The 24,278-nt window shown below is 71.4% G+C and carries 17 protein-coding genes; all 17 read right to left on the reverse strand.

Translation table 11 applies throughout. The features are described 5' to 3' along the window. Positions 1-167 precede the first annotated feature (167 nt). Positions 168-1,235, reverse strand: a complete 1,068-nt coding sequence (locus ADK64_RS17930) for a Leu/Phe/Val dehydrogenase (RefSeq protein ID WP_053660116.1) — start codon at positions 1,233-1,235, stop codon at positions 168-170. Next, positions 1,232-3,877, reverse strand: coding sequence for an ATP-binding protein (locus ADK64_RS17935; protein WP_053660118.1), 2,646 nt, complete (start codon positions 3,875-3,877; stop codon positions 1,232-1,234). Before ADK64_RS17935 ends, ADK64_RS17930 begins: the two co-directional genes overlap by 4 nt. Then, positions 3,861-4,913, reverse strand: coding sequence for a DMT family transporter (locus ADK64_RS17940; protein ID WP_107093013.1), 1,053 nt, complete (start codon positions 4,911-4,913; stop codon positions 3,861-3,863). The genes ADK64_RS17935 and ADK64_RS17940 overlap by 17 nt, the downstream gene beginning before the upstream one ends. A gap of 52 nt (positions 4,914-4,965) precedes the next feature. Beyond that, on the reverse strand, positions 4,966-6,225 hold the full coding sequence (locus ADK64_RS17945; protein WP_053660120.1) for an MFS transporter: 1,260 nt from the start codon (positions 6,223-6,225) through the stop codon (positions 4,966-4,968). Then, positions 6,222-7,568, reverse strand: coding sequence for an ATP-grasp domain-containing protein (locus ADK64_RS17950; RefSeq protein ID WP_053660122.1), 1,347 nt, complete (start codon positions 7,566-7,568; stop codon positions 6,222-6,224). The genes ADK64_RS17945 and ADK64_RS17950 overlap by 4 nt, the downstream gene beginning before the upstream one ends. 74 nt (positions 7,569-7,642) lie before the next feature. Further along, positions 7,643-9,940 (reverse strand): iron-containing redox enzyme family protein, encoded by a 2,298-nt coding sequence (locus tag ADK64_RS17955; protein WP_053660123.1) that lies wholly within the window; start codon positions 9,938-9,940, stop codon positions 7,643-7,645. Between the two features lie 53 nt (positions 9,941-9,993). Beyond that, positions 9,994-10,923, reverse strand: a complete 930-nt coding sequence (locus ADK64_RS17960; RefSeq protein WP_053660125.1) for a 3-oxoacyl-ACP synthase — start codon at positions 10,921-10,923, stop codon at positions 9,994-9,996. Positions 10,924-10,966: 43 nt separating this feature from the next. Next, positions 10,967-11,809, reverse strand: coding sequence for an isocitrate lyase/PEP mutase family protein (locus ADK64_RS17965; RefSeq protein ID WP_053660126.1), 843 nt, complete (start codon positions 11,807-11,809; stop codon positions 10,967-10,969). Positions 11,810-11,843: 34 nt separating this feature from the next. After that, entirely contained in the window at positions 11,844-12,635 is a 792-nt protein-coding gene (locus ADK64_RS17970) for a thioesterase II family protein (RefSeq protein WP_053660127.1), read from the reverse strand. After that, on the reverse strand, positions 12,632-13,756 hold the full coding sequence (locus tag ADK64_RS17975) for a C45 family peptidase (RefSeq protein ID WP_324614415.1): 1,125 nt from the start codon (positions 13,754-13,756) through the stop codon (positions 12,632-12,634). Before ADK64_RS17975 ends, ADK64_RS17970 begins: the two co-directional genes overlap by 4 nt. Further along, positions 13,753-14,367 (reverse strand): GNAT family N-acetyltransferase, encoded by a 615-nt coding sequence (locus ADK64_RS17980; RefSeq protein WP_053660131.1) that lies wholly within the window; start codon positions 14,365-14,367, stop codon positions 13,753-13,755. Before ADK64_RS17980 ends, ADK64_RS17975 begins: the two co-directional genes overlap by 4 nt. Before the next feature lies 1 nt (position 14,368). Further along, positions 14,369-14,644 (reverse strand): hypothetical protein, encoded by a 276-nt coding sequence (locus ADK64_RS17985; RefSeq protein ID WP_053660133.1) that lies wholly within the window; start codon positions 14,642-14,644, stop codon positions 14,369-14,371. Beyond that, positions 14,634-16,190: an AMP-binding protein gene (locus ADK64_RS17990; protein ID WP_053660135.1), complete on the reverse strand. Its 1,557-nt coding sequence runs from the start codon at positions 16,188-16,190 to the stop codon at positions 14,634-14,636. The genes ADK64_RS17985 and ADK64_RS17990 overlap by 11 nt, the downstream gene beginning before the upstream one ends. Further along, complete coding sequence (locus ADK64_RS17995; protein WP_053660137.1) at positions 16,187-19,537, reverse strand: non-ribosomal peptide synthetase; 3,351 nt, start codon at positions 19,535-19,537, stop codon at positions 16,187-16,189. Before ADK64_RS17995 ends, ADK64_RS17990 begins: the two co-directional genes overlap by 4 nt. After that, a complete protein-coding gene (locus ADK64_RS18000; RefSeq protein ID WP_053660139.1) occupies positions 19,534-21,807 on the reverse strand; it encodes a class I tRNA ligase family protein in 2,274 nt (757 codons plus the stop codon). Before ADK64_RS18000 ends, ADK64_RS17995 begins: the two co-directional genes overlap by 4 nt. Beyond that, positions 21,804-22,916 (reverse strand): NAD(P)/FAD-dependent oxidoreductase, encoded by a 1,113-nt coding sequence (locus tag ADK64_RS18005; protein WP_053660141.1) that lies wholly within the window; start codon positions 22,914-22,916, stop codon positions 21,804-21,806. The genes ADK64_RS18000 and ADK64_RS18005 overlap by 4 nt, the downstream gene beginning before the upstream one ends. Beyond that, positions 22,916-24,256 (reverse strand): lysine N(6)-hydroxylase/L-ornithine N(5)-oxygenase family protein, encoded by a 1,341-nt coding sequence (locus tag ADK64_RS18010; RefSeq protein ID WP_053660142.1) that lies wholly within the window; start codon positions 24,254-24,256, stop codon positions 22,916-22,918. Before ADK64_RS18010 ends, ADK64_RS18005 begins: the two co-directional genes overlap by 1 nt. Positions 24,257-24,278: the final 22 nt, after the last annotated feature.

Consider the following 24,278-nt stretch of genomic DNA (forward strand, 5'->3'; position numbering starts at 1 on the left):
GCCGCGTCGGTCCGCTGCACATCGTCCTGGATCCGGTCGATGCAGGACATCATGGATCCGGCTGTCCGCTCTGCCTGACTACGGCCATTGCCTCGACCGTCCCCGCACCGCCGGGGTCGGCTGTCACCACAGCCGTCAGCGACCGTTCCTTGGCACAAGGACGTGCGTCAGACCGAACTCGCCGTCTGAGGCGAGCGTGCCGTTCGCAGTCGTGACCGGGCCAGGTCCACCGCGGCCTCGGTGGTCGTGGTGCCCGTTCGGCGGGCCTGGGCGATCACTTCGGCCACGCGTGCGCCGACCTGGCGGACGCGCTGCTCGGCCTGCTCGCGCGCGTGGCCCAGGATCTGCTCCTCGAGGAAGACCAGCCCGCCGGCGTTCACGCAGAAGTCGGGGGCGTACAGGATTCCGCGAGCCGCCAGCGCGGCGGCGTGCCCGGGCGCGGCAAGTACGTTGTTGGCGCCGCCGGCGATGATCCGGCAGCGAAGTTCGGGCAGCGTGACGTCGTTCACGACCGCGCCCATGGCGCAGGGCGCGAGGACGTCGCACTCGGTGTGTACCGCGGCCTCCGGCGCGACGACCAGTGCCCCCAGGCGGTCCGCCACCTCGGCGGCCCGTGCCGGGTTGGTGTCGGCAAGGACCAGTTCGGCGGACTCGGCGGCAAGCAGTTCGGCGAGCGCGGAGCCCACGTTGCCGACGCCCTGGACGCACACCCGCACTCCTTTCAGGCTGCCGTCCGCCCCGTCGGCGCGCAGGCAGGCTCGGATGCCCTCCAGCACGCCGAGCGCCGTCATGGGTGACGGGTCCCCGCTGTCACATACCGGAGAGGCCTCACGCCCGAGCACGCCGATGTCGGCCTGGGTGGTGCCGATGTCGTTCACCGGGATGAAGCGACCGCCGAGGGTGGCGATGAACCGGCCGTGGGCGCGGAGCACTTCCTCCGTCTTGTCGCGGGCCGGGTCGCCGATAATGACGCTCCAGCCGCCGCCGAGGTCGAGCCCGGCGGCCGAGGCCTTCAGCGTCATGGCTCGCGCCAGCCCCAACGCGTCGTCCAGCGCCGCGTCCTCGTCCTCGTAGGCGTGCATGCGTACGCCGCCCAGGGCCGGTCCGAGCGTCGTGTCGTGCACCACGATCACGGAGCGCAGCCCGCTGCGGGCGTCATGGCTGAACAGGACCTGCTCGGCGCCGTCGGCGCGGAGCCGTCCGAAAACAGTGGTGTCGTGTGCCGGAGTCGTCATGGGGCGATCCTCCCAAGGCCGGCCGGTGGGCGGCAGCGCAAGGAGGTGAGCTGGGCGAGTCCTTCCGCGGCCCGGTCGGGCAGCAGGACCAGCGTGCAGGCCCGTTCGAAGGCGGCGTCGATGCGCTCCCACCCCGCGACCGATTCGAGCAGGGCGTCCCGGTCGCCGTGCAGCCGCCCGGCCGCGCGGGCCAGGCAGGCGGCCGCCCAGGCGTTCTCGGCACCGGCCGGCGCCGCGGCGGCGAGGCGTTCACCGGCGTCCGCGAGCCCTGCGGACACGGCGGCCTCGGCGGCTACGGCCCAGGAGTAGGCGTCGTAGAACTGGTGCGTCCCCTGCGACCAGGGTGCCGCGGTCACGTCCACCGCGGCGGCGAGGGCGTCGTCGACCGCCCCCGTGTGCAGGGCGACGCGCACGTCGGCGAAGGCGGCGAAGCTCGCGGCGATGCTCCGCGGGTCCCAGGGCTCGGCCATGCGCCGGGCACGGTCGTGCCACTCCCGGTGCAGCCGGCCGCCCTCGACGCCGCCGCGCAGTCCCTGCACCAGAGCGGCGGCGTGCACGGCCGGCGCCATCCAGCGGGCGGTGGGGCGCCCCGCCCGCCGCCAGCCGTCCCACATGGTGGCCGCGTAGTCCAGCGCCTCGTCGAAACGGCCCGACAGCGCCAGCGGTGCCACGCTCTTGCTGGCCCGCATGTAGAGACCGCTGAGGGGATCGTCCCAGGCCCGGCGGGCGGCCGTGCGGGCACGCGGCAGATCGCCGGCGGCCACGGCGGCCAGCGGCACCACGTGCAGGGTGTCGATGATCTCGAGGCCGATCCGGGGATCGTGCCGCGGCAAGCGGTCGAACAGCCGCAACCGCTCGTCGCTCAGGCGGTGCGCCTCACGGAACCGGCCGGCGACCCCGTAACCGCTGCACACCGCGTCGATGGCACCGGCGATCAGCACCGGGTCGGCGGCGGCCCGCGCGGCGTCCAGCGCCACCCGGGCCAGTCCGGCGTCCGGGGCGGTCTTCTGCCCGGTCGCGTTCCAGGCCTCGGCCGCCGCCAGGTGAGCGGCGACGAGCCGGTCCCCCGGCGGCGCGAGACGCCTGGCCTTCTCCAGCAGCGCGCGCAGCTCCTCGTACGGCACCAGGTCGGTGAAGGTGGCGGGGAAGCGGCTGCCGATGCAGGCGGCGAAGGAGAGCGCGATGGCCTGCGCGGCCGCGTCACCGGCGGTGGCCGCGTACTGTGCCGCCTCGCGCAGCAGCGGGTAGGCCAGATCGCCGCGGTGCTGGGTCATCGCCACGTCGGCCGCCGCGCGCAGATCGGCCGCCGCCGCGGCGGCGGTGGGCGCGAGCGACCCGGCCGTACGGAAGTGTGCCCGGGCCTCCGTGAGGAACTGCCTCGCGTAGCACAGGCGGGCCAGGGCCCGGGCGAGTCGGTGCGGCCCGGACGCGGGGTGCGCGCCGACGCCGTCCAGTGCCGCGCGCAGATCGTCGGCGACCATGTCGAACCGGGCCGGCCAGCTGCGCCCCGGCCGGCCTGCGTCGGCTCGTTCGGCTGCGGCTTGCTCCAGTTCGGTGGCCGTCGCGACGGCCCAGGCAAGATGACGGGCACGGCACTCCGCCGCTTCGCTCTCGACGACGAGCCGTTCGCGCGCCATGGTGCGCACCGCGGGCGGCATTCGCCACAGGCCTGCGTCCGGTCGGCCTCGGACGAGCAGGGCGCGGTCGGCCAGCCGGTCGAGGAGCGCGGCGGTTTCGGTGCTGTCCGGGCCGGGACCGGCCGTCCCGGCGGTGCCAATACCAGTGCCGGAACCGGCTCCGGCCGCGACCGCGTGCGCTGCCCGAGCATCGAACTCACGCAGAAACAGGCTGAGTTGGCGTACGGCGTGCTGTTCCTCGGCGCCGAGCAGACCGTAGCTCCACGCGACGGCCCGCTCGGCCTCTCCCGTCCCTGCTTCCTCGTGCCGCTCGTCGGGCCCTGCGTCGAGCGGACCGGCACCGGCCGCGGTCAGTTCGACGGCCAGCGGCGTTCCGCCCCATCGGGCGCACACCCGCGCGGCGCGCCTGCGGTCGCCGCCGGTTTCCCGGGCACGGTCCAGGAACAGCTCCACCGCACCGTGCACCGCCCCGGGGTCCGGCTCCTGCGTCACCGAGAGCGCGTCCAGCTGCAGAACGTGCTCACCGGGCAGCCCAAGGGGTGCGTGGCCGGTGGCGAGGACGACAAGATCGGGGCAGTTGTCGAGCAGCCGGCCGACCAGGCCCGCGACGGCGGAGGGAAAGTGCTCGCAGCCGTCGACGACGAGCAGGCAGCGGCCCTGGCCCAGGCGCTCCTGGAGCGCCTGCTCCAACGGCTGTCCGGGCCGTTCGGTGCATCCCAGTGCCGTCGCCACCGCCTGCGCCAGGAACTCCGGCCGCACGGGAACGAGTTCGGCGAAGCCGCCACCGCCGGGGAACTCCCGCGTCGCCTCCGAGGCGACGACAGTGGCGAGCCGGGTCTTGCCCACACCGGCGGGGCCGGTCAGCGACACGAGCCGGTCCCGGCCCAGCGCCGCCCGGACGGCGGCGCGTTCCGCCGCTCGTCCGACGAACGGCCCCGTCTGCCAATCCGGCAGAGCCGACAGGGCCCCTGCCGACGCTTCGGATGCCTCAACGACGGAGTCCACGCTGGTTCTCCTCCTCGTCACGTTCGTCGGTCGCGGCCGCCGGGGCGGGTTCGCCGCGCGGCGGGCCGTCGGTTTCGGCGGCCGGGCTCCCGACCGCCGCGCAAGCCTCGTCCGCCGGGGAGACGTCGCCGGGCGACGGCGCCCGGTCCGCACGGGGTGTCCGGCGGGAGACCGCGACACCGGCCAGACACGACGCCCCACCCGCGAGGGCAGGCAGGGTGGGGACCTCGCCGAGGAACAGCCACGACAGCAGCACGACGACGACCGGGACCACGTACGTCGTGGCGCCCATCCGTCCCGCCGTGGTGCGGGCCAGCGCATAGGCCCAGGTATAGAAGGCGAGGGCCGTCGGGAACACACCCAGATAGACCATGCCGAGCAGGGCACGCGCCGGTGCCGATCCCAGGTCGTGGACCAGTGCACCGGCGAACGGCAGGCACGCCGCCGCGCCCACCGCACAGCCGAAGGTGGTGACCTGCAAGGCGGAGCCATGGCCGAGAGCGGGCTTCTGGGCCAGCACCCCGGTGGCGCAGCCGACGGCGGCGAGCAGGCACAGCAGCACTCCGGTCAGCGGGGCCCGGCCCGCGTCCGACCCCGCGAGGCCGACCAGGCCCGCTCCGGCGAAGGCCAGCGCCACACCGGCCAGCAGCCGCCTCGGGAACCCCTCGTGCAGCAGCCAGCCGCTGAGCAGCGCGATCAGGATCGGCCCGATGTTCACCACCAGGGAGGCGGTACCGGCGTCGACCCGCTGCTCGCCCCAGTTCAGGGCGACGAAGTACACCCCGAACCACAGCACTCCCGAGCCGAGGATGCCGGGCCACGCGGCGCGCGGGGGCAGCCCCTCACCCCGTACGGCCACGAAGACGCCCAGCACCGCCGAGCCGATCAGGAGTCTGCCGAGGGCGAGGGCGCCGGGCGAGAAGTGGGGCGCCGCGTCGCGGATGACGACGAACGCCGACGCCCACAACAGCACCGTGACCCCGGCCGCGAGTGCCGCCCGCCGTTCGTCCGCCCGCCGTACCTCGGCAGTGCGCATCGTCATGGCCGCCGCCTCCTTCCGCCGCGCCGTCCCCGGCGTCTGTGTCGACTCACTCCGCCGCGGGCGTCCTGCCCGGCACCGCGGCGAGGACCAGGATGGTCGCGACCAGGGAGCCTGCGGCGAAAACCGGCCAGACCTGGTGCCCCAACTGGACGAAGAGCCAGCCACCGACGACCGGGCCGACCGCGGTGCCCAGGCTCCAGATGAACTGGAAGCCACCGATGTAATGGGCCTTGCGACCCGGCGGGCCCGCGATCCCCGGGTAGGCCATCGCGGCCGGGCCCCCGATGATCTCCCCGATCGACCAGATCAGGGTGCCGAGCAGGATGACGGCCGGTCCGAGCGGCAGTCCGTACAGCGCGACGCCTCCGCTGAGCAGGACGAGCGTCAGCGAGATCGTCAGCCGGTGCGGCCACGCCTGGGTGACCTTCGTGAGCAGCAGCTCGAAACAGATCACGATGAAGCCGTTCAGCGAGACGGCCAGGGTGTACCAGAGGACCGCCACGTCCCTGGCCTTCACGTCCAGGGGCAGCGTGGACAGGTACTGCGCGTACACCATGGCGTAGAGCAGCATCGCCAGCAGGTACACCACATAGCGGCGGTCGCGCATCATGGCCGCGTAGCCGCCCCGGCCCGGCGCCTCGTCGCCGGATTCCGCACCGGCCTCAGCGGTGGCCGAGGCCGGCTGCGCGGAGCGCGGCGGGAGGGCGCGCCAGGCGATGGCGGCGTAGACCAGGGCGATCAGTGCCTCGCACCAGAAGACCAGGGTGTAGCTCTGGCCGCCCAGGTTGTACAGCGCGAATCCCAGCAGCGGTGCGACCGTGGCGCCGAGGTTGATGCCGAAGCGGTACATCGCGAAGATCATCACCTGCCGGTGGGCGGGGGTGAGATCGGAGAGCAGGGCCGCGGAGGCCGGGCGGTAGAGCTGGCCCACCAGGCCCACCAGCGCCACCGCGACCAGGATCAGGCCGTACGAGGGCAGATGGATGATGGCGGCCATGAGCACACTCGCACTGGCCATGCTGATGACACTGGCGTTGCGGGCACCGAGCCGGGTGGCGAGCGCCCCGCCGAAGAACACCCCGGCGATGGCGCCGCCGCCGTACACGCCGAGGGCGAGGGCCGCCTGGCTCGTGGAGTAGCCCCGGGAGGCCAGGAAGAGAACCAGGAAGATGTTGAGGAAGCCGCCCAGCCGGTTGACGAACACCCCGACAAGGAGGGCCTTCGCCGCGAGCGGGGCCTGCCGGAAGGTGGCTCCTACCGTGACCGTCTCGGCGTTCTGGGCGGCCTCCTGGGCGACGTCGCTCATGCACGTCCGCCGGTGACGACACGCACTCGGGCGCGAACGCGCGCTTCCAGGTGATCCAGAGTCTCGGGCGTGGGGGCGTCGATGAAGAACGTGACGGACCGGTCGTCCGAACTGGACAGCGGTTCCAGCCGGCTGCCGCGTTCCTTGAGCACCAGTACCGCGCGCAGCGTCGGCGGGTCGTCCGCCGCGCCGGGCTTGATGTCCGGCCAGACGCCGCTGTCGCTGATCCACTCCGCCCGCACGCCCGGCCAGTCGACGATGACGTCCTGCAGTGTCCCGGGGTCGTGTTCCAGATAGACCTGCCTGGTCCAGCGGCGGAGTTGCGGATACCCGGCGGGTTCGCCGAGCGCGATGCGGAGGATCTCCGGTTCCAGGGGACGCCCGGTCGCGAGCTGGTACAGCAGCAGCAGACCGTCGCCGGGAGTGCGGGCCGCCACCTCCATCAGGAAGGGGCGCCCGGTGTCGTCGACCCGCCACTCGGAGTGGGTGATGCCGTCCTGGAAGGCCAGCCCGGCCAGCAGCCGCCGGTTGGCGTCCAGGAGAGTGTCGCGCAGGTCGTCGCGCGCGCTGGGGACGCTGTGGGCGAGTTCGACGAACGTGTGCGCGTGGCTGTCCGTGGTGTCCTTGCCGGTGACCGACTCGAAGATCACCCGGCCGTCCTGGATCAGGCTCTCGACGGAGAACTCGGGGCCGATGACCTTCTGTTCGACGAGGACGACCTCGTGGTCCGGGTAGGCGCCGAGCTGTCGGCGCAGCTCCTGGGGCCCGTCGGCGGTCACGACGCCCGAACTGGAGGCGCGCGAGGCGGGTTTGACCACGGCGGGGTAGCGCACTCCGCTCAGGTCAGCTCTGTCGCGTTCCCCCGCCGGGACGGTCAGCGAGGCGGGGCTGAGCTCGGGCAGGTACCACCGCTGGAGGAACTTGGCGCGGCTCGCCCGGCTGGCCCGCAGGCCGGGCGAGCGCACGCCGAGGCCGTCGGCGAGCAGGCCGGTCGGTTCGGCGAGGTAGTCGCCGACGGCGTACGCGCCGACGATCGTGTACGACTCGCGCCACGTGGTCGTGCGGGCGACCGCGCCCGCGACGAAGGCGCCCTGGACGGTGAAGTCGCCGGTGACGAAGGCGATGTCGGTGATCTGGGAAGCGGGGTTGGAGGTGTCGGCCATCGCCTCGGCCGCCTGTTCCCGGTAGGACTCGGCGGTGATCACGAGGATCTTCAGGCCGCGCCGCGACAGTTCGGTCAAGTACAGGGGGTTGCGGCGGATCACCATGAAGGAGCCGGTCAGGATGAAGGCCTCGGCCTTCTCGGCGGGGGCGGGGGCGGGGCCTGGGACGGCTTCGGTCATGTCTGCGTGTTCTCCTGGTTCGGCACCCCGTCGGGTGCTCGGTTCGACGCCTGCGGGGGCGGCGGCGCCGGTCGTCAGATGACCAGTTCGGCGGCCGGGTCGTCGGCCACGTCGGCGATCTTCTTCAGCAGCGGCTGTTCGAGGAAGTGGGCGAAGGACGCGTAGCCCCGCCAGACCCGGCGCCACTGCGCCGCCACGGCCGCGTCGCCGAGCGTGCGCCGGACGCCGTCGAGGTGGGCGACGATGATGTCGGCGGCCTGCCGGGCATGGCCGGCGGAGAAATTGTCGATGGTCAGATGGGCCTGTTCGTAGCAGATGTCGATGCCGTGGTGACGCAGCTTCTGGATCTCGTGGAGCCGCATCTCGCCGGAACCGAACATCTCGATGGCGAGGTTGTAGCCGAGGATCTCGTCGTAGAAGCGGTCGGGGAACAGACACATGCACAGCTGCTGGATCGCGAACCCGTAGAGATCGTCCGGGAGTTCGTCCTGGTCGATGAAGGCCTCGTCACGGATGTGCGGCAGCTCGATCCCGGCGCTGGCCAGCACCCGGTGGGTCAGGGTGATGTGGTTCTTGCGCAGGTCGCCGTTGCCCATCTCGTCGGCGTAGATAGAGAAGAGCATGCCGTCGCTCTCGCGCTCGTCGTGCCCGAGGCGCGCGAGCCGGTGCAGCCAGGCACCGTCGATGAGATAGGTGAGGTAGTACGTGGTCTGCCGGAAGAGCACCTCGTCGCGGTCGGGTATCTCCGCCAGCGGCCGGTAGGGCTCGACGAGTTTCTCCCAGTAGACCCGCTCGGCCCGCTCGTACAGCGCCTGGGGGCTGTAGTCGAACCAGGTGGCGTCGGTGTACTTGCCGTCGCGTCCGTGGACGAACAGGATCTCCGCTTCGTCGAAGCACCGCTCGGCCCGCTCGGCGGCGAGCGGGAGGGTGTTGGGGAAGTTCTCGATGTTGACCAGCCGGTGGAACAGCTCGCGATGGTCGCGGGGTTCGGCCTCGGCGACAACGACGTCCGCGGGGGCGGCGTGCGCGAGGGCGGCACCGCGGCATGCGGCTCGTTCGTCTCCCACCGTGGCGGGCGAGATCTCGATGTCGGGTCGCTCGCCCGACTGGACACTCGCCGCCCAGGTACGGAAGGTCGCCGCCTCCCGCTCGTCGAAGATCCCGAACATCGGTCCCCCGAACTTCATCGCGTCGGTGAACCGGCAGGCTCCCTCCCCGGTGCCGGTGGCACGCAGCTGTCGGGACTCACGGAATTCGGACAGGAAGGCGCCCAGGTCGACGGCCGCGAGCCCGGCCCGGTCCGCACCGGACTCCGTGGCCTCGCCCCGCGCCCGAGCGGGCGAACGGAAGATGTCCGAGAGCAGGCTGTCGCCGACGCGCACGGCGCCGTGCTGGCTGCCGGCCAGCGGAGCGTGCCGGGCGATGATCTCGGCGACCTTCGACTCCAGGGTCAGCCCGGCGTGCCAGGATGCGAGTTCGGCGAGCATCGCGACGTGCTCGCGCTCCAGCTCCAGCTCCAGCCGTACGGCGGCCCGCAGCCGCCGTCGCTCGTCCGGGCCCGCCAGGCCCACGAAGGCGGTGAGCGTCTCCCCCAGCTCCTGTGGGGACAGCGGCGACGCGGTGCCCAGCAGGAGATCGTCGGTGCCCAGTACGTGGAACACGTGGTGCACGCCGACCACTTCGGGCAGGAAGTTGCCGGGCAGCCGGGAGAGGGCGAGGTAGAAGCAGCCGTGCAGCGCGGTCAGCGGCCGGACCCGCGCCGTGTCGAGGAAGCCGACGGCGGAGATCGAGGGCAGCTGGACGCCCTCGGCCTCCAGCGCCCGCCGTCGCAGCTGGGCCAGGCCACGACGGGGGTCGCCGTTTCCGCGCAGCGTCAGGTGGTGGGTGAACAGCCGGTTGACGATGACGGAGGGCTGGGTGGCGGGCTGTGACAGGGCGTCGAGCCAGCAGCCGTCCAGCAGGGCCAGCGGCGAGCGCTCCCTGACGACGGCCTCGCGCAACTCGGAGTCGAGTCGGCCGAGGGCGTCGGTCGTTGCGGCCAGTTCCGCGCGCACCTCGGCGACCTGGGCGGCGATGGCCGCGGCGACCGTCTCGGGGCCGGCTTCGGCATCGTCGTCCGTGTGGGGACCGTCGGCCGGCAGGAAGGCGTCCAGGACGCGTCGGGCGAGCAGTAAGGACGCCTCGGACTCCTGGTCGGTCAAGAGCCGGTGGAACAGCGCGGCGGGCTCCAGGGACGCTGCCGCCGCCTCGGCCACACCGGCGTGGCTGAACTCGAACGGGCGGCGGGGCAGGGCGGCGATGGTGTCGGGCAGGACGAAGGGCACGAAGGCCCGGTCTCGGCGCCCTGAGTGTGCGGTGTGTGCGGGGGTCATTCCCAGGCTCCCCTCTTCTCGGGACTGCGGGGCTTCTCGGACCTTTGGCGTGGTCATGGGCGCTGCGCCCCGCGGAGCAGCACACCGATGCGCTGCCCCGCGACGGCGGCGGCGAGCATGTAGTGACGGCCGGGTTCGATCTCGCCGAGGGCGGCCCGGTCGACGAGGTTGATCAGCGGGTCGGCGGCGAAGCAGTGCCCCACACGCGTGATGTTGTCGGTGTACAACTGGGCCGGTGTGAAGCCGGCCTGGAGTTCCTTCATCACGACGACGGGCTTGAAGATGTTGGCGTGCAGCAGGCCGGCGACATCACCGAGCTTCATGCCGACGGGTGCGAGGAGACGGTCGTTGGCCGCCCGTGCGAGGTCGGCGCTGATCTCGTTGGAATGGTCGAGTCCCAGCCTGTTCTGTGCGGTGGCACAGCCCACGACCTCGTACCCGCCGTCGGTGTCCCCCTCGGCCGCGATCAGACAACTTGCCGCCGCGTCGCTGAACAGGGCGTAGCTGACCATGCGGTCCGCCTCGTCGGCGACCATGTCGGTCGTGACGACCAGGACCCTGCGGTGGCGCCCCGCGGCGACGAAGGCGCTGGCCGTGTCGATCGCCGCCAGCAGGTTGACGCAGCGGTTCAGGTTCTGGCCGTAGAACGGGATGTCGCCGAGACCTGCCTCGGCGAGGAAGGTCTGCATGAACCGCCCGTGGACCTCCGACGGCCCCGGAATCCGGGTGGAACACAGCACGACCGCGTCTACGGAGGACGGGTCGGCACCGGCGGCCCGCAGGGTGGCGGTCGCGCTGTCGGCCGCCATGCTTTCCAGGCTCCGCTCGGCGCGGCGTACCGTCCCCCACCCCCACAGTTCGGGTGACGGCGGCATACGGAACTCGGCCGCGCGGGCCGGCAGATTGGCGATCTCGGTGTGGTGCACTTCGGTCTCGCCGAGTACGTACTGGGGCCCGTACAGGCGCACCGGGGTCATGCTCATGGCCAACACCTCTGCTTTCTCGTCCGGGATGGGACCTCCTGGATCAGGCCGACGGCGGCGCCGACATCCGTTCGTTGGCCTCGCCGTAGTCGAGGGCCCGCTGGGCGAACGAGAACGTCCCGTGGTCGCGGACCTCCAGCGCCGCCTCGACGAAGGCACCGAGCGCGGCCCGTGCGAAGGCCGAGCCGATGCTGACCCGGTCGGCGCCGGCGGCGGACAGCTCGTCCACCGTCGCCGTCGCGCTCGCGAGGACGTTGAGCGGCCTGTCGACCGCCGCGCGGACCGCCCGGACAGCGTCGAGGCCGGGCAGGGCGGGCGCGTACAGGACGCCGGCGCCCGCCTCCTCGTAGGCCTGGAGGCGGGCGATGGTGTCCTTGAGGTCGCCCCGCCCGTAGAGGAAGTTCTCGGCCCGGGCCGTCACCGTGAACGGGAACGGCAGCGCTCGGGCCGCGTCGACGGCCGCGGCGACCCGTTCGGCGGCCGCGGTCACGGGCCGGATCGGGTCGTCCGGGTCGCCGGTGGCGTCCTCGATGGAGGCGCCGACCAGCCCGGCCTCGGCAGCGAGCCGGATGGTCCGCGCGACGTCTTCGACGGAGTCGGCGTAGCAGCTCTCCAGGTCGCCGCTGACGGGCAGCGGTGTGGCGGCCACGATCGAGCGCGCGTTGTCCAGCGCCTCGTCGCGCAGCACCAGATTCGCGCCGTCCGGCCGGCCGAGGGAGAAGGCCAGGCCGGCGCTGGTCGTCGCGAGTGCCGGGAACCCCGACTGCCACAGCAGACGGGCGCTTCCTGCGTCCCAGGCGTTGACCACGACGAAGGCCCGCTCGCCCTCGTGCAGCCTGGCGAAGTCGACGGCTCTGCGGTACTGGTCCTCCGGGTCGAGCTGCACGCGTTCCCTCCAGAACGTTCTGTTGTTCGCTTCTCTAGATCACTTCGATGTGCCGGTCGGCCCGCACGGCGTCGAGCAGCAGGTCGGTCACGGCTCGGGGACTCTGGTCGCGGAAGTAGAAATGACCGCCGTCGACCCAGTGCAACGCGGGCGGAGTGCGGCACTCGTCGTGCCACTTGCGCATCTTCTCCGGATGCAGATAGGCGTCGTCCCGGCCGCCGACCACGCAGACGCTGACCTCCAGCGGGTCCGCCGGGCGGTAGTGGTATCCGGCGGCCATGCGGAAGTCCGCGATCACTCCGGGAAGCAGCAGGTCCAGGAGTTCCTCGTGCGCCATGACCTCCGGGGGGAGCCCTTCGAAGAAGCTCAGCTGCTCGGCGAACTCCCTGCCCTCCATGGCGGCGAGATCACGCACCCGCTGCGAGGGCGCCAGGGCGGGCGCGGATATCCCGGACACGAACAGATGCCGCAGCGTCGGCAGGTCACGGAGCCTGCGGGCGGTCTCGAAGGCGACGAGGCCGCCGAGGCTGTGTCCGAAGAGGTAGACGGGACGGTCGAGCGGGAAGGCCCCCTCGGCGTCACGCTCCTCGGCGAGGATCGCTGCCGCGGCGCCCTCGGCGAACTCCTCGAGGGTGGGGCGCGGTTCGGCCGCCCGGTGGCCGCGTCCGGGCGGGCACACGGCGACGAGTCGTGCCTCGTCCCCCAGCTCGGACCGCCAGGCGAGGAACGAGCGGGGATCTCCGCCGGCATGGGCGAAGCAGTAGACGCGGGGCACGTCCGGTGCGGTGGAGCCGGCGGTGATGAACCAGTCGGCGGGAGCGGTCATGCTGTCACCTCCGTCGTCGGGTGGTGCGGGTCGGTCCCGCGCAGCCGGAAGGAGCGGGTGTGGGAGCGGGCCGGATCGCCGGGGCGAAGATGCAGTTCGCCGAGGTCCGGTCGCAGGACGACCGCGGCGACCGTCCGCTCCCGGCGGATGTCGCCGTTGCCCTCGACGCGGATCGGCGCCTGCGAGAGCAGCGCGAAGTGGTCCTCGACGCCTGCGGTGGGCGGCAGTTGGGCCAGTTCGCCGCGGCAGGTCTGCAGTCGCAGCCGGGAGAAGTTCCGGGCGAAGACGTTCAGTTCGTCGTGCGGGACGAAGTCGGGGTGGAGGAAATGATTCGTGTGCGTCGTGGTACCGGCCTCGGCGATCCGCAGCTCGTCCCCGAGGATCTCCACCCACGCCGTCTTCACGCGGTCGCACAGGACGAGGGTGCGTGAGCTGGCCAGCTTCAGACCGCGCAGGATCTCCACCGCCTCGTCGACGCCCCCGGCGCTGTCCAGCAGATGGCGGATGGCCAGGTACGGCGGCAGGCCGGGACGCCACTCGCCGCCGAGCACGAGGTTGAGCCCCACCGCGAGCCCGTCGCTGTTGACGCCCAGATAGGCCAGCAGGCCGCCGAAGCTGAGGACGAGGGTGTGCCGGGGCGAGCCGGTGGGCGCGATGTGGACCACGCCGATCCGGTCGTCGAGGTCGCCGTTGAGGTCGACGGTCTGCGCCAGCACGGGCGGGGCGCCGCCGCTGCGGGCGTAGGTCGTGCAGTCCCCCGCCGTGGGAATCCGGCGGTACCCCATGATCTCGCGGCGCACCTGCAGCAGCACGGCCTCGTCCTCGCTCAGTCCGGCCCCGGCCGCCAGTCCGCGGATCTCCTCCGCCAGCCGTGGCGTCTGGGCCTCGATCTCGGCGCGGTGGGCGTCGAGCACGGGCCGTAGCGACTCGATCGACACCGGCTCCGGCATGAGCCGGGCCAGCCGGGTCAGGCCGTCGCCGATGAAGTCGCGCAGACTCTCGCCGAGTTGGGCACCGTGCTGGCGGCCGCACTCGTAGGGGTCGCCGTGGGCACGGACGAACGGCACCACCCGCGGTTGCGTCCCGCTCGCCGCCCCGGCTCCCGGCCCGGTTCCGATCACGACGCCTCCGGGCCGCGCGACACCTTGGGCCGGGTGAGCAGCTGTGCGCGCACTCCGGGCCATTCTCCGCGCAGCACGCTGTAGTAGATGGCGTCCCGGCGGCGGCCACCGGGCATCGGGTTGAAGCTGCGCAGCGTCCCCTCCTCGACGGCACCGATGTTGCGCAGACCCTTGCGCGCCTGGACGTTGAGCACATCGGTCTTGAACTCGACGCGCTCAGCGCCGAGTTGCTCGAACGCCTGCTCCAGCATGAGGAACTTGGCCCAGCGGTTGATGCCCTGCCCCTGGAACTTCAGGCCGAGCCAGGACCAGCCGATCTCCAGCCGGCCGTCCGCTTCGGCGATGTTGCAGAAGCTCATGCTGCCCGCCGTACGGCCGGTCGGTTTGTCGATGATGTGGTAGACGACGCGCCGGCCGGCGTCCTGGTCGGCGAGAGCCGCGTCGAAGAAGGCGTCGAAATCGGCGTCCGTCTCGATCAGCATGACGAAGTAGCGCCAGATCTCCGGTGACATGGCCGGCTCGCGCACTGCCGCGCGGTCCTCGGCAACGATGGGGCGGAGCAGGACGTGGTCGTTCTCCAGCGTCGTCCTTGCCAGCTGTGCCCAGGTCATGTCAGGCCACCTCTCCTGCATGGCGCGTCAGCGCCTCGGTCACTTCGCGCAACGTGGTCATCCCCGCGACATCGGGCTCGGTGAAGCTAGCCAGGCTCACCCCGGCCTCGTCGCAGGCCGACATCAGGAACACGACCTTGTTCAGGGACGTGAGCCCGTAGTCGCCGGCGAGGTCCGTGTCGAGGTCGAGGTCGCCGGGTGCGACATCGGACTCGAGGACCCGGGCGAGGTTCTTCCTGGCCACGTTCTCGATCATGGATTGGGTCTCAGACTGCATGGATGCTTCCCCGGGTGTCGTGGATGGCGGATCGGTAGGTGTCGAGGATCCGTCCGCGTCTGGGTTTGAGCTGCGAGGTGAGCAGACCGTTCGCCACAGTGAACCGGCCGCGCGCCACCACGACCCGGTGAATCTGCTCGTCCGCGCCGAACGCCGCGTTCGTGCGGGCGAGTTGCTCGGCGATGCCCTGGTCCCGGTCCGCCCCTGCCTGCCCGCCCGCCGGTGAGACCACCGCGACAAGGCGCGCCTGGTCGGGGCAGAACAGCACGCACTCCTCGATGGCCGGATGCGTCCTCATGTACTCCTCGATCGGCCGGACGGCGATCTTCCGGCCGTTGTCCAGCACGATGACGTCGTCGGCGCGACCGTGGATGTAAAGGTAGCCGTCCTCGTCCAGGTGGCCGATGTCATTGGTCCGCACGGTCCCGTCGGCGCCGAAGACGCGTTCCGACACGCCCGGCGGCGCCTGCTCGTAGCCCGGGCATACCGGGTGGTCGGCGCGTACGTGGATCACCCCGTCGACGTCGAGCAGGACCTGCTTGCCGGGCAGGACCCGTCCGACGCTGCCCGCGCGGTGGGCGCCGGGATGGTTCTTGGCGACGATACAGGTCTCGTTGAGCCCGTAGCCCTCGAAGACCGGCATCCCGAGACGGGTGAAGAACTCCAGCGTGCCGCCGCTCGCCGGGGCCGAACCGGTCCACAGATAGCGGATACGGTCCCCGAACAGCCGCCGCGCGGCGGCCCGTTCCCCGTCCTCCCCGCTGCCGGGGCCGCCCGCCTGTGCCTGGATGTGCTTGCGCGCGCTTTCGAAGAAGCCCGGCACACCCATCACCACCGTCGGCCGGATCTGCCGGAGGGCGGGGAAGGCGGCCTCGTAGGTGCAGATCGTGACATCATGCCCGAACCGGAGCGCGGAGTACGTCCAGTAGCGCTGCTGAAGCACCGACAGCGGAAGAAAGACGAAGACGTTGTCGTCCGGTCCGTGCGCGAACATGTCCTGGACGGCCAGGAGGTCGCTGTCGATGCTCCCGACGCTCGCCGTCATCGTCTTCGGCTCGCCCGTACTGCCGGAGGTGAGCTTGAGCGACGTCGCGTCCTCGGGCGTGTAGACGACCGGAGACGGCAGCGGCCCCGCCGCCTGCTCGGACGCCATGCGCATGGCGTCGCCGAGCGCCCGGACGTGCGGTGTGTCCCGTGCGGCGTCGGCCGCGCGGTCGGTGAACAGCAGTCGGAGCCGGTAGCGGTCCACAAGGGCGGCGGCGTCGGCCGAGGCGAACTTCACCGGGTCGAACCCGACGGTCATCGCGCCCAGGCGCAGGGCGGCGAGGTCGAGCACCACCCACTCGAGGCAGTTCCCTGCGAGGATGCCGATCCTGTGCCCGCGGGCGACGCCGAGGTCACGCAGCGCGACGGCGAGCCGTCCGGCCCGCTCGTAGAGCTCGACGAGGTCCAGGGTCTCGATTCCGCCGAGCCGGAAGAAGGAGATCCGGTGTCCGGCCGCGGGCGGCCGGGCCACGATGTCATTGATCACCGAGGATCCGGTCATGTCGTGCTCTCCTCCCGCGCGGTGAGGGAGGCTCCGACGAGGCTCGCCATGGCCCGCACGGTGTCGGCCTCCGGCAGCCGGTCCAGTGTGATGGTGAGACCGAACGCCTTGCGGACACCGGTGAGGATGCGGGCGGCCGCCAACGAGTCGCCGCCCAGGTCGTAGAGGCTGCGCGTGACGTCGAGGTCCGTCTCCGCGATCCGCAGTACCTTGGCCCACACGGCGGCCACCTGGCGTTCCAGCTCCGTGTCGGGCGCGGCGACCCCCGCGGCGGACGGCTCACCGCCCTCGGCCGACTCCACCAGCCGGGCCCGGTCGACCTTGCCGTTCCTGGTCAGCGGAAGGCTGTCGTGCCAGTGGACGGCCGCGGGCACCATGTAGTACGGCAGATGCCGCCGCAGTTCCTCACGGATCCACTCGACGCCGGGGCGCTCCTGCCCGGTCGGGATCAGATGGGCGGCGAGCCGGCTGCCGTGTTCCCCGTCCTGCCGTACGACGACCGCTCGTGCCACGCCGTCCAGGGCCGTCAGCCGGGTCTCCACTTCCCCGGCCTCGATGCGGTAGCCGTTCACCTTGATCTGGAAGTCGCTCCGGCCGAGGATGTCGATGTCGCCGTCGGGCAGATAGCGCCCCAGGTCACCGGTCCGGTACAGCCGTTCGCCGCGCTCCGGGTCGTGGACGAACCGTTCCGCGGTGCGGGCCTCGTCGCCCCAGTAGCCCCGGGCGAGACCGGCCCCGGCGGCCCAGATCTCACCGCTCACCCAGTCGGGCACGTCGCAGCCGAACTCGTCGAGCACATAGGCCCGGTTGTTCGCGTTGGGCCTGCCGTACGGGATGCTGCGCGAGCCGTCCTCGTCCTTGCGGACGGGGTGCAGGATGTTCCAGATGGTGGTCTCCGTCGGGCCCCCGAGCGAGATGACCTCCAGGTCGGGCCTGAGCCCGCGCAGTGCGGCCGGCAGCGCCGGGGGGATGCGGTCCCCGCTCATCATCACCAGCCGCAGCGAGGCCAGCGATTCGGCCCCTTCGGGTCCCTCGGCCACGGCCTGCTCGTGCAGGAGCGAGACGATGGCGGGCACGGAGTTCCAGACGGTCACGCCGGCCTCCGCACACCGGTGCAGCCAGTGCGCGGGGTCGGCGGCCTTGTCCGTGTCCGGCAGGACGAGGGCCGCTCCGGTGCTCAGGGCGCCGAAGACGTCGTAGACGGACAGGTCGAAGTTGAAGGCGCTGACGCCGAACAGCCGGTCCGTGGGCCCGACATGGAAGCGGGTGGTGCAGTCCGCGACGACGTTGGCGACGCTCCCGCGGCTGACCATGACGCCCTTCGGCGAGCCCGTCGTCCCCGAGGTGTAGAGGACGTAGGCGAGATGGTCGTCGTCATCCGCTCCGGGGACCGGGCGTGGCTCGGGCGGGGGGCCGGGCGGCAGGGGGCGTGTCGCGTCGAGGACGTGGACGCCGTGAGCGCCGTCGGTGTCGTGGTGGTCGTCGGTGTTGGTCAGAACATGGCGTACCCGGCCGTCGGCCAGCATGTACGCGCGCCGCTCGGCGGGAAGCGCGGCGTCGACCGGCAGGTAGGCGGCGCCGGCCAGCAGGGTGGCGACGATGCCGATGATCTGCTCGGGCCCTCTGTGCATGACCAGGCCGACCAGCTCGTCTGGGGCCGCGTGCCGTGCGCGCAGCCAGGCGGCGGCGTGCGCGGCGTGCCCGTACAGCTCCGCGTAGCTCAGGGTCGTGCTGCCGCTGATGACCGCCGGGGCGTCCGGAGTGCGATCGACCTGGTCGAGGAACGAGTCGGTCAGCGCGCCGGGCGCGGGCAGCGGGGTGGCCGTGTCGTTGGCGGCCCGCCGCCGTCGCCGCTGCTCCTCGGGGAGCAGGTCGAACGTGGTCGCCTGCCATGCCTCGACCGTCAACAGGGCTTCGAGGAGCCGCTGGTAGCCCGCGACGAGGTCCTCTACCAGTCCCTCGGGGAACAGCTCGTCGACACTGTCGAACTGTACGACCACCCCGCCGTGCTGCTCGAACGCGGAGACGTCGAGCCAGACCTGCGGCGTCTGGCTGGAGGTGTGCACCTCGGGGCCGAACAGTTCCAGCGTCGAGCCGTCGAGGCCGGCGTGCACATAGCCGAGCGAGCTGTTGAAGGTGTACGGCATCCGGACCTGGCCGGCGTCGCCCCCGCGCTGGGCGAGCTCACGCATCACCTCGATGCCGGTGAAGTGCCGGTTGTCCAGCTCTTTGCGCAGGCGCGCCTGGAGGGCGCGAGCCCGGTCGGCGAAGCGGGTGCCGCGATCGACGTCGATCTCCACGAGCATGGTCTCGCAGAAGTTCCCGACCGCTTCGAAGATGCGGGGGTGGATGGGAGGACGGTTGGCCACCGTGGTGTTGACGGTGAAGCGCGAACCGGCGCCCCAGGCGGCGAGCGTGTCGGCGTAGACCGCGAACAGCAGCGCGGACGGCGTCAGACCGTCCTCGGCGGCACGGGTCTTGAGCGCCGACCACTGCGCCTCGGCCAGACGGGCGAAGCGCGCGGTGAACCGGGGCTCGGTGATCGACGACGGGCTGGTCCGCAGCGGCAGACCGGGGCAGGGGGCGAGGTCGTCCAGCCGCTCCAGCCAGTGGGCACGGGCGCGCCGGGCGGGGGCCCGTGTTCGCGCGGCCTCCAGCGCTGCCACGTACGCTTCGAACGAGGCCTCCTCGTCCTCGCCGGCGCTCCGGGGAGCCGCGTCGTCGGCATAGGCGGACCACCAGTCCCGGAAGAACAGGAACATGCTGGTGGCGTCCATGATCAGTCCGTCGTGGTCGACGTGCAGGACCATACGGTCGTCGGCCAGGATCGTGACGTCCGCGGCCAGCAGCGGGGCCCGGTCGGCGGGCAGGACGCGATGCGAACGCTCCTCGCGCAGGGCGAGCCGGCGTTCCCGCTGCTCCTCCTCCGGTGCGCCACGCAGGTCGATGCGCCCGATGCGCACCTCGACCGCGTCCTCCCGCACTTGCCGGCCGTCGGCGGTGAAGCGGGTGCGCAGCGCCTCGTGCCGGATGACGACCGTGCGCAGCGCACTCTCGAGCCGGTCGAGGTCCCAGGCGCCCTCGATCTCGTGGTAGACGTGGCTGGCCACGTTGCCGATCTCGACGTGCTCGCCGCGGCCGACGAGATAGCTCTGTTGCAGGCCGGTCAGCGGGAAGCCCGCGGCCATGTCGAGGTGGGCGATCAATTCCGCCTTGTGTTCCCTGATCCGGCCGAGGAGTGCGGCGTCCATGCGGTCGCGCGGCCCCTTGAGACGGAGATCGGTGCCGGCCGCGGTGAGGGTGAGGCCGCGGGCCTCGATCTCGCGGAGCACCTGTACGTGGCTCATGACGTCACCTCTTGGAGGGCGGCGAGGGCCTCGGGTTCCGCGCCGTCCAGGACGCGGGCGGCCAACTCGGCGACCGTCATGTCACCCAGCAGGTCTTCGATCGGCACGTCGGCGCCGAGCTGCTCGGTGATCCGGTACTGGAGCGCGATCGCCTGGAGGGACTCCATGCCGATCTGCACGAGCGAGCTGTCCCGTACGGACTCGTCGGCCGGTAGCCGCAGGGTGTCGCGCACCAGGTCGCTCAGCCAGGGCAGCAGCGGCGAGTCCTCGGCCATGGCCCGCGGGTCGGCGAAGAACTCCTGCCGGGACAGGTCGACGGTGCTCCCGGCGGGCACCAGGGTGACGGTGCTGGGCCATTCGGTCGGCGGGGGTCCGCCGAGGGCGGCTGCCAGCCGGGTCGCGAACCTGGGCATGACGGGGGCGGCGCACGTGGCGAGCAGGCGTGCGGCGGCGAGTTCGAGGGCGACGGCGGTACGGGCCTCGTCCGCGCAGCTCTCGACGTCCGCGGCCGGGGCCTGGCGCCGGGAGAAGACCGTGACGTCCTCGACGATGCCGTTCAGTGCCTCGGCGGCCTGGTTGAGGGAGAACCCGTCCTGGCCCAGACTGCCGGTCACCTGCGCCAGCCGGGTCTGCAGCCGGGCGAGGAACGCCGTGTGCTCGGGGGTCCATGTGCCGGCGTCCGGGGCGGTGTTGCCGTAGCGCTTCTCGAGACGGTCGCCGAGTCCGTTCAGCCAGCCCTGCCAGGTGCCGATGAGGGTCTGCCGCACGTACGCGGTGTAGGCGCCGAGTTCGAAGTTGGTGCGGCGGCCTTCGGGGCGGGTCAGCGCGAGGTAGAAGCGGATGGAGTCGACCGAACGGGGGTTGAGGATCTCCTTGCCCGAGATGACGTGGCGGCGGCTGGTGGAGAACTTGCTGTTGTCGAGCAGGTAGAACTCGTTGATGTGGTAGTCGATGTCCGGCGTCCAGTCCGGATGGGCGAGCCGGTAGAGGGCCGGGACGAACATGGGGTGGAAGAAGCTGCCGTCCGAGCCCAGGAAGTGGACGACCTTCCAGTCCTGTTCGGGCTCGTCGGCCCTCCAGGACCGGCCGAGGCCGCGGCCGAGCGCCTCGATGCCGTAGAGGATGCTGAAGGCGTAGTCCAGCCATGACCAGATGACCTGGCCCTCGACCTCCGACCCGGCGGGCTTCACGCCCCAGGTGGCGGGGTGGGTGAGCGGGATCTCAAGGTGCTCACGGCGGGAGAGCCGTTCGGCGAGTTCCTTCACCGGGGCCGGGATGCGGCCGAGGCGGTGATGGGCGGCGATGTCCTTGGCCAGCTGGTGCAGCGGCACGGTGTAGCGGGTCACGGTGCCCTCGCGGGGCGCGGCGTCGGAGACCGCGGAGCGTGGGTCGGTCAGGTCGGTGCAGACGTTGGGCTCCAGGCAGGCCTCGCAGACGTTTCCACCGGTCTCGTTGGCGCAGTTGGGGCAGCGACCGGTGACGCCGGACTCGTAGAGGTATTCACCGGTCACGGCGTCGAAGAGGGCCGTGCCCGGGCGGGGGGCGACCGTGCCGGAGTCGGTGAGGCGGGTGAAGAACCTCCGAAGGGCGTCAGGGTAGGCGGCGTCACGGCTGGTCGCCGTGTACTGGTGGACATCGATGTCCATGAGCCGCAGGGTCGCGAGGATCTCCGCGCTGTAGTGGGCTGCGGTCTCGGCCGGCTCGCGCTCCTCCCGGCGGGCGGCGGCGACGACGTAGTTCTGGTAGTCGTCGCTGCCGGTGATGTGCCAGGCGTCGGCGCCCTTCATGCGCTGGTGGCGGACGAAGACGTCGGCGCCGAAGAACGGGCCGGACAGATGGCCCAGATGGAGATCCCCGTTGGGGGTCGGTGCCGAGGAGAACACGAACAGCGGACGTGTGTCGAAGCGGCGGTGTGCGGTGTCGGCGGCCGCGTGTGCGGCTCGGTCGGCGTCCCGCCAGTAGAGGCTGAGCAGCAGCAGGTCGGTGTCGCCGTGGTTCTCGACGGTGTGTGTCTCGAAGGGCTCGAACTGCACGACCGTGCCGGCCCGCACCGGGCGGCTTTCGGCGTCGACGGTCAGTTGGCCGGTGCCGGAGACGATCACCCAGGTCTCGGTCTCGTCGTGCTGATGGGCGTCGGACCGTGCTCCGGGTGCGACGCTCACCCAGGCGGCGGCGACGCCCAGCCGTGCCGCGGCACCGGTGTCGAGGGAGGTGACGTCGATCCCGTAGGACTTCTGTAACTCGGCTGCGGTGTAGGTGCTGATCTTCACGGCTGGCTCCTTCGGTTCTGTGCCGGGCGGGGCCGGGGATCCGGCAGGCGCAGCAGATCGACGGCGTCCGAGGCGATCGCCGGGGCGAGGCGGTAACCGGATCCGTTCGCGGCGCCGGCGAAGACGACGCGCCCGGCGGTGTCGAGGGCGCGTACCTCCGGCTCCCCGCCGACGCTGTACGCGTCGCAGAACACCCGCCCCGACGGGGCGTGTTCGGCGAGGTCCGGTGCGTGCCGGCGCAGGCTCTCCCGCGCTTCGACAGCGTTGTCGTAGGAGAGCCCGTCCGCTGTCGCGGCGGGATCGACGTCCCATTCCTGGCAGGTGTAGCTGAACAGCCAGTGCCCCCGGTCCCGCAGGGGCAGCAGGAAGCTGTCCTCGTCATGGAAGACGATGGTGCGGTGACCGTCGGCCGGCGACTGGTCGATGTGGAGGGCGATGATCTTCTTGATCCGGGCGCCGAGCGGCGCGACCAGCTCCCGCCAGGCGGGTGCGGCGAGCCACGGGCCGGGGGCCACCACGACCTGACGTGCCGTCAATGTCTCGCCGGTGCTGAGCCGCAGGGCCACGACGTCGCCGCCAAACGTGTCGTGGGCGTCCGGGTCGACCGCCTCGACGGCGACGCCCTCGCGGAACGTCACGACGTGGCGCAGTTCGTGTGCCAGGGCCTGGACGAGGGCGTACACGTCGGCGTACTGGGCGCCTTCGCAGGTGAAGACCTGGGAGTTCGCCGGGCGGCGGATGCCCGGTGGGCCGTCGGGGAGGTCGTCGGTCCGGGTCAGCCGGGCGCTGTCGAGGTAGATCTCGCGCAGTTCCGGTTCACTCGTCTCCGTGGCCACCACGGACAGGTCTACCTGGTGGATCGGCAGGGCCGGGTGCCGGACCTTGAGTTCGTCGTAGTAGTCCTGGCTGTAGCGGGCCATGCGCCGTACGCGCTCCGTCGCACCGCGCGGGCAGTGCAGCCCGGCCGAGCGGCGGCTCGCGCCGCTGCCGACGGTCTCGCGGTCGAGGAGCACCACGGAGCTGCCGGGTGCGCGCTCCGTGATGTGCCGGGCGATCAGACAGCCGACGACCCCGCCGCCGACCACGGCGACGTCGGCGCATCGTGGCATCACAGTCCGCCCAACTCCTCGGCGGGGGGTTTGGCGGACCACTCCACGAAGGACGGCAGTTGTTCGTCGGAGCCGATGCCCACGATCCGGTCGAAGATGCGCCGGCTGCGCCAGGCGGTGAGACTCAGATTGGGATCGGCCAGGCCGCGCTGCCCGCGGGCTGCGTTCTGCATGAAGATCATGCGGTTCTGGGGGCCGTCCCAGCGGACGGCGAAGTCCCGGTCGATGCGGTACTCGTCGCCTTCGCGTTCCAGGCGGTCCGCGATCGGCTCAAGGAAGTCGGTCGGGGCCGGGCGGAAGCCGGTGGCCCAGACGATGGCGTCCACGTCGACGTACTCGGCGACTTCGGGCCGGTCGTTGTGAGCCATGCTGATGGACCATCCGCCCGATTCGTCGCCGCTGACATCGGTGACGCCCCGGTTCGGCAACAGTGCGACAAGGTCCTCGGCGCCATGGATGAAGCGGTGTTCGTAGCACCGCTGGTAAATCTGCCTGAGTGTCGATTCGGAGATTCCGTCGCTGCTCAGAACATTCTTCTCGTTCAGCGTGTCCCGGGTCGCCCGGTCCAGTCCGAAGAAGTAGTCCGAATAGCTTGGAACGTAGTACTCGTTGGTGAACGGGGAGTCATCGATGGGGAAGTAGTTCCCCCGCCGGGAAATCCACGTCACACGCCTGGGTAACTCGCTGGGCGGCCGCGAGATAAGATCGAGGAACGCCTCCGCACCGGACTGGCCACCGCCGACGACCGCGACTCGCTTCCCGGCCAGGTGCTGTGTCTCAACGGTGAAGTCGGCGACGTGGAACTGAGTCGTGCCGAGCTTTCCCCGGGCCATTTCCGGAACCCAGGGAACGGTTCCGATGCCGACGACTATGTTCTCCGCCTGAAGCGTACGTCGACTGGTGCGCACGACGAAGGAATCGTCGAACTCGACGGCCAGAACTTTCTCGCCGAATACCACGTTCTGGTTGCGGCGGCTGGCCCATTGCAGATAGTTCCGGAACTCCATCCGCGGCACCGCGTCGTACTGCGCGTTGATGAAATGGTAGATCTTTCCCTGATCGTGCAGATACGACAGGAAGGAAAAGCGGTTCGTCGGATCGGACAGGAGAACGAGGTCCTTCAGCAGCGAGACCTGCAACGATGCGCCGGGCATCTGCTGGCCGTCGTGCCATCCGAACTGGCCCTTCTGATCCAGGAAGAGGTTCGGGACCTCTGGCCGACCGTGCAGCAGCGACGCCAGGCTCAGATTCGCCGGGCCGACCCCGATGCCCAGGCAGCGGTAGTAAGTCGTTTCGCTTTCCGTGGTGCGTGTACTGCTCTTCGTGGCAGATTTTCCCACAGCGCTAACACACTCCCAGCAC

The organism is Streptomyces sp. MMG1121 (assembly GCF_001280015.1).
In the GTDB taxonomy this organism is placed as follows: Bacteria; Actinomycetota; Actinomycetes; order Streptomycetales; family Streptomycetaceae; genus Streptomyces.